The sequence below is a fragment of the Priestia sp. KCTC 13724 genome, from assembly GCF_056820425.1.
The window spans coordinates 1-6,389 of sequence record NZ_JBXDLD010000013.1 but is presented as its reverse complement, the minus strand read 5'-3'; the positions used below and the strand labels follow the sequence as shown (position 1 = coordinate 6,389).

Below are 6,389 nucleotides of genomic sequence, written 5' to 3'. Positions count from 1 at the left end.
GCCTAAAATAATAAAATTGAAGATTTTGAGTCTTTTTAATAGTTAATTTAAATTAATGCAACACTAGTGGTAATATTTATTGAAATTAAACACATTTTTTCTAGTTAGTTGTAATTTAAGAATGAAACAAAACGATCAAACTATAAACGCACATAAAAGGTGAAGACATGAAAAAAAAGGTGCTTATACTGAGCTTGTCGATGTTCGGATTATTATCCACAAATACGTTTATACCGACCAAGGTGCTGGCTACTACTGCCGTGGAGCCCAATGAAAATACCGCTCCTGAAGAGGAGTTGGACGTGCTGTATGAACGCGTATATGATAATGGCTATGCGCTTGGAGAAAGCGATGGCTATAGCGGTGAGAAATTCATAAGCTTTGACGGAAACAACCAGCTTGCAGCTTATCCCTCAGAAGCTGCAAGCTGGTTCATGCTAGGCTATTCGGTCGGCTTTGAAAGCGGAAAGCGAAGTAAGACAGAAGAAGAAAAGACTGAAAAAGAAACCGATTATAGCGCTGGCGAAAAAGCAGGATACGAAATCGGAATTCAAGACTATGAGAACGCGACGGTCGCTTATACCCCTCCCACTATGAAAAGCAAGTCGGCTGACTGGAACGAAGGCTTCACGTTTGGCTACGAAAAAGCGATTGAAACGATGGATCTTTCTGTAAAAGCAAGAGAAGAAGGATACCAGCAAGGCGTACAAGATGAAGCAATGTCGGTACCAGAGCTTTATACCGAAGACCCTATGACGCAAAAAGCATTTGAAGAAGGCTTTCAAAAAGCAATGAACGAAAAAGAAGCGGCTAAAAACGTACAGTATGAAAAAGATGGCTATAAGCTTGGATACAGCATGGAGCCACTCGTTGTTCCCGATGGTCTTACGCCTGCCGGCACCGAAGCATTTACAAAAGGTTACAATAAAGGTGAAAAGAAGCGCTTAGAAGATGTGAAGATGGAAGGATTTAATGCTGCTTTTCTGAATAAAAAGTACAAAGTACCAAAAGTGTATGAATGGAATGTTCAGCTTCTAGAAGTCTACCAACAAGGATTTGTTTCTAATAAAAAAGCAGCCCAGTTCAAAAAACAAGCGTACCAAGACGGCTGGAAGTTAGGCACTCAAATGGATGTTCCCGCTGCCTATAAGAAAAACAAAGCAGCGGTGACAGCGTATAAAGAATACTATCAGCTTGGCCAAGAAAAGCAGGAAAAGACAGTTTACGACGTGTTGATTGCCCTTGGTATTTTGCTGAGTGGAATTGGCTTATTCCGCGTGATTAGAAAGCGCAAGAAAAAGGGAGATTTTTCGGTTTAGCTCCTCTTCTTTTTTATACTCTTACTTTTGGCTTGGTTTTTCCATTGTTTATTTTTGGAATCGGAACTCTTAGAAAACAAAATCTACACTTAAAGCAGTGAAGTACTTAGGTTTTGTTCTGTTGCATATTAAACTCCCTCACTCATAAAGGTTGAAATGGGGGAGTTACAAGCGATTCTATCTAAAGGATATGCTAAATTGACTTTTTATAAATTATAAAAATGAACAACGAATATACCCCTTGTTCACTATTCAGCTTCGTTGGGTGTAAATCTATATACCCCTTCATCCGTCCGCAAATAAATAGAAGCTCCTTTATAGAAACAGTCCCAAAAGTCCAGTCGGTTTCCTTGTTCGTCAACAGCAATAGCTGAAGAAAACTCTTTCGTTTGTAGCGAATAGGTCATCAACTCTTGTTCTGCAGCTTCAAATAGAAGTACGTTATCCCACACGGCAAAGCCTCCTGATAAATAATCCCCTAGGTTCGTATCAGGCCACCAGTTATGTAAGTGATTGTTTTTTAATTGCACAACAGGAAATTCCGAATAATAATAAAGCCAAATCTCATCACCCAACACGTTCATTCCGTAGCAATCATCAATAGACGGCAAATTATGCACATTAACTATATCTCCATAATCGAAAATTATGTTACCGTCTATGTCGAGTGCTACTAAACCAGATCGGCTCATTTCAGATCCGCTAAATATCCCCTCATCAAAATAACTAATCCAGATTTGGTGTACATCATCTACCTGACAGTCTGCGATTCCTTCTCCTACTGAAAATTCTTTCATCACTTCTCCTTCACAGCTAAACACACAAATCACATTCGTTTCTTTTTCTTCATCATAATGCAGAAGCATCCATCTATCAGGCTTTACTTGCTGCACCGTTAACACATAATCTGCATGCACCACATGGCGAGGCAACACAGCAATGATCTTGCCCCTTCCGTTATGAATTTGAATAGGCCCCTTGTTGCTTTCCACTAAATAAAACAGCACATTATCTTTGCTAACATAGATGTGCTCTGGATTTTCTGCTTGGATAAAAGCTGAGTCTGCTTTCATTTTGGTAAAGGTAATTTTGTTCATATTTCTAAAACCTCACTGTTTGCCGTTTTATTGTTCGTAATAGTATACTTTTACGGACTTTTCTTTTGGATAGAAAATTTATTATTTTTATCGTTCGTTTAAATTCAAAAATAAATTACGAACGTCCACTTAATGTCATACACTTTTATGAACGTATTTTATTTAAAAAAGAGAATGAAATGCTCAATTTAAATTTGATTGGTTAAGAAAGTATTCATTAGATTGTCTTCCTATCCGACTTAATAAAAACTTTTGTTATTAACAAGGAAATTTATAAGCGATAATGGAGAGATATATCAAGGCTTCGAATTATATTTCTAGTTTGGTGTTACAGGATGTTGCTCCTGAAGGCTTTCATGCGTATAGTATTGATGAATTGTTTATTGATGCGACAGCTGCGTTGCATCTATTTGCTCGTACACCAGAAGAATTAGCCCACAAGATTATCGACGAAATTTATCATAAGACACGCCTGACAGCTACGGCAGGCATAGGACCTAATCTCTTACTGGCGAAGGTAAGCTTAGACCATGAGGCCAAGAATAGACCAACAGGAGTGGCGTATTGGCGATATAAGGATATTCCCTTTAAGTTGTGGGCTATTCGCCCAATGAAGGATTTTTGGGGAATCTCCTCTGCTACGGAAAGACCTTTAAATCGTAGAAAATATTAATTTAGGAAAGAACAAGGCTTTACTATGCAAAATCTCGTTTTATATAAGTGAAGAGCAGCATATTAGGATGTTAATATATTAAATATTCAAAAAATCAATTGTTTATAAAAACAATAAAAGGTAGAATATATAATATATTCCATAAAATAATCTTTGGAGGCCAATATGAAAAAATTGATTATTTTTCTGTCAATAGCTTATTTAGTTATATTAACTGCATGTAATCAGGAAAGTACAGGTACTGACAAAGGAAGTTCTGCTGTAATTATTGTAGTTCAAAATAACGAATATAACGGAACTGAGGATAAATTAGATAAAAGTAAAGAAATAGGAGAACAGATTGGTACGGTAGAAAAGAAAACAAAAGCGAATGAGATGCCAGAAAATAATCAATCAAACTATTATGAAGTTGGTACAAAAATCTATTCAGTCAAGGGAACAGAAGAATATATTATTGTTGAAGATAAAGATAACAAAAAACAATTATTAAAGAAGGTAACAAAAGAGGGATAATATGATGAGAACCCTTTTTCATTATTTTTGGCTAGTTATGTCCCAGCCTCTTCTATTTTTTAACTCTATAACCTATGAATGTTCAGTTAACATAATAAGTATTACAAGACCAGTAAAAGTCCGTAAAAGTATGCTTTTACTCCTGGATAGTTTTTCCCTTTTTCTTTTAACACACAAAACTTCTTAAACAGCGGATAATCATTTAAGCGACGGTTGTTTAAAAGTTTTGTTTCAATTGGTTCCATCTAATCGCACTCCGTTTCTTGCTGTTGGCTTTAGAGATAGTCGAATAAACAAACGACCCTCCTCTTAAGGAAAAATTATACAATCTAAAACAATAGAAAGATAGTAGTTTTTGAGTTAAAGTTCAAACAAAAAAGCGCCCCTTTCAAAAGGGCGCTTTCTATTACATGTCTTCTTCTACCACTTGACGATTTTTCTTCAATAGCTTCGATAATGCTTCATAGACAATTGGTACAATGACTAGCGTTAACAGCGTTGAAGATGTTAACCCACCGATTACGGTGATGGCTAATCCTTTTGAAATTAGTCCCGCTCCGCCTGCACCGAACACCATTGGAGCCATTGCGCCTATCGTTGCGATTGCTGTCATCAGAATTGGACGAAGTCGCGTTGATCCTGCTTCAAGAATCGCGTCACGAATGGACATTCCCGCGCGCTCCATTTCAATGATGCGGTCTACAAGTACAATGGCGTTGGTTACAACGATTCCAATTAACATCAGGAGTCCCATCATAACGGATACGGAAATCGTTTCACCTGCAATCCACAGTCCGACAAACGAACCGATAACTGCAAACGGCAGTGAGAATAAGATCGCAAACGGTGCTAAACCTTCACCGAACGTTACCACAAGGATAAAGTAAACGATGAGAATCGCTGCAAGCATCGCTACGCCTAGCTGCGTAAAGGATTCCTGCATATCCGCTGCCACTCCGGCAACGTCTATTTTTACACCATTTGGTAAGTCAATGTTGTCAATCTTTTTATCGGCTTCAGCCGTTGCTTTTGATACGTCGTCGCCGACAATTTTACCAGAAATCGTTGTGTAGAATTCACCTTTGTTACGAGCAAGCGTCGTATAGGTTGTTCCTTCCTCTACCTCTACAATTTCAGATAAAGGCATTGCTGTTCCTTGAGCCGTTGGAACCTGTGTTTCTAACAATTCATCCATTGATTTTGGCTCTTTTTTTGCATCGCTTTGAACTGTAACGTTGACTTCTTCTCCGTCTTTTTCAACGGTAGTCAGCACGTCACCACTATTTTGTGCAGATAGCGCTCCTGCAATTTTTGCTGTTGTTAACCCATATTGCAGAAGCTCTTGTTGATTTATTTTCATCATGTGCTCAACGTATGGATTTTCAAAATCAGATTTGACGTTTTCTAATTCTTTTACGTCTTTTAATGCTTTTTCAACGTCTGAAGCTGCTTTATTTAAGTCGTCTAAATCCTTGCCGTATAGCGTATAGCTTACTTCATCAGACGACATGCCGCCCATGCCAAAATCCTGTGACTTCCATTCACCTGACTGGTCAAGGTTTGTTGCGTAGTCAATGACTTCTTCTTTTACGTCAGCAAAGTTCTTCACATCTTCGTCAAAGAATAAGTACATCAACGCTCCGCTTCCGCCACCCATCATGACTGCTGATGCGTCTGTGCTTGTTTCGTCATTGATTGAGAACTGAATTGTTTCTAAGTCATCACGCTTCATGAAATGCTCTTCAACTTTTTCAACATTTTTGAGCGTTTCTTCTTTCAACTCACCAGCCGCTGGCGTATACGTTAAGTACACAACTTTTTCTTCTTCTGAACCCATGAAGCTAAAGCCAATGAGCGGTGTTAAAGCAAGTGACCCTACAAGTAATACAACTGCGATTAAAGATGCAATAATTTTATGGTTTAAGACTTTTCCGAGGAAACCTTTATACCAGTTTGCTAGTTTTCCACCTTCTTTATGCGCTTTTACTTCTTTTTCACCCGATAAGTTTTTACGGAATAAGAAGTGAGAAAGCGCTGGTACAATCGTAATCGCAACGAGTAGTGATGCTCCTAACGCGAATGCCATTGTTAAAGCAAACGGTCTGAATAATTCACCAACCATACCGCCAACAAACATGAGCGGCGCGAATACAGCAACCGTTACGAGCGTAGACGAAAGAATTGGTTTAAACATTTCAATCGTTGCTTCACGAATTAACGCGCGGCCACGAAGTTTTTCGTCGGACAAGTTCATGCGTCGGTAGATATTTTCCACTACGACAATCGAGTCGTCAATAACACGACCAATGGCTACTGTGATAGCCCCTAGCGTCATAATGTTTAGCGTAATATCAAGCCAGTTTAGTAGCAGTAGTGCCATGAAAATGGAAACTGGAATTGAAATGATTGAGATAATGGTAGATTTAATGCTGCGCAAGAACAACAAGATGATGATAACGGCGAATAAACCACCGAATAGCGCTTTTTCTACCATCGTAAATACGGATTCTTCAATCGGTTCACCTTGGTCTAGCGTTACGTCGATTGCTAAGCCATCAATCTCTTTTTCTTGATCTTTAATTAAATCTTTCACCGCATTAACAACTTCTACGGTATTTGCTTCCTGCGTTTTCGTAATTTGAATTGAAATCGCATCTTTTCCATTTGTGCGCGAAATAGATGGCACTTTACCAACCGTTTCAATTGTTGCAATATCTCTATAAGTTTTACTTAATAATCCGGCATATGAACACCGGCTATTCTTTTTAAAATTTGCTCAGAGGCCCC

Annotated in this window: 5 protein-coding genes and 1 pseudogene; 3 read left to right on the top strand and 3 right to left on the bottom strand. The window is 38.4% G+C overall.

What is annotated here, in order from left to right; all coding sequences use genetic code 11:
• Nucleotides 1–167: 167 nt before the first annotated feature.
• On the top strand, nucleotides 168–1,319 hold the full coding sequence (locus AC1UFB_RS01455) for a hypothetical protein (protein ID WP_482588361.1): 1,152 nt from the start codon (nucleotides 168–170) through the stop codon (nucleotides 1,317–1,319).
• Between the two features lie 248 nt (nucleotides 1,320–1,567).
• Here the strand turns inward: AC1UFB_RS01455 and AC1UFB_RS01450 are convergent, their stop codons facing one another.
• Nucleotides 1,568–2,416, bottom strand: coding sequence for a hypothetical protein (locus tag AC1UFB_RS01450; protein WP_025911766.1), 849 nt, complete (start codon nucleotides 2,414–2,416; stop codon nucleotides 1,568–1,570).
• A 283-nt stretch (nucleotides 2,417–2,699) separates the two neighbouring features.
• Here AC1UFB_RS01450 and AC1UFB_RS01445 point away from each other — a divergent pair, with 283 nt between their 5' ends.
• Nucleotides 2,700–3,089, top strand: a complete 390-nt coding sequence (locus AC1UFB_RS01445; RefSeq protein ID WP_224840148.1) for a Y-family DNA polymerase — start codon at nucleotides 2,700–2,702, stop codon at nucleotides 3,087–3,089.
• Between the two features lie 165 nt (nucleotides 3,090–3,254).
• Nucleotides 3,255–3,602, top strand: coding sequence for a hypothetical protein (locus AC1UFB_RS01440; protein ID WP_098813364.1), 348 nt, complete (start codon nucleotides 3,255–3,257; stop codon nucleotides 3,600–3,602).
• A gap of 101 nt (nucleotides 3,603–3,703) precedes the next feature.
• On the opposite strand, the gene AC1UFB_RS01435 is transcribed toward AC1UFB_RS01440, so the two are convergent.
• Nucleotides 3,704–3,847, bottom strand: coding sequence for a hypothetical protein (locus tag AC1UFB_RS01435; RefSeq protein ID WP_186317492.1), 144 nt, complete (start codon nucleotides 3,845–3,847; stop codon nucleotides 3,704–3,706).
• A 161-nt stretch (nucleotides 3,848–4,008) separates the two neighbouring features.
• A pseudogene (locus AC1UFB_RS01430) lies at nucleotides 4,009–6,318 on the bottom strand (efflux RND transporter permease subunit); the annotation flags it as partial.
• Between the last annotated feature and the right edge of the window lie 71 nt (nucleotides 6,319–6,389).

Excerpts from the sequence above, each read along its gene's own strand:
- AC1UFB_RS01455 (WP_482588361.1), top strand. The coding sequence starts at position 168 with ATGAAAAAAAAGGTGCTTATACTGAGCTTGTCGATGTTCGGATTATTA.
- AC1UFB_RS01450 (WP_025911766.1), bottom strand. The coding sequence starts at position 2,416 with ATGAACAAAATTACCTTTACCAAAATGAAAGCAGACTCAGCTTTTATC.
- AC1UFB_RS01445 (WP_224840148.1), top strand. The coding sequence starts at position 2,700 with ATGGAGAGATATATCAAGGCTTCGAATTATATTTCTAGTTTGGTGTTA.
- AC1UFB_RS01440 (WP_098813364.1), top strand. The coding sequence starts at position 3,255 with ATGAAAAAATTGATTATTTTTCTGTCAATAGCTTATTTAGTTATATTA.
- AC1UFB_RS01435 (WP_186317492.1), bottom strand. The coding sequence starts at position 3,847 with ATGGAACCAATTGAAACAAAACTTTTAAACAACCGTCGCTTAAATGAT.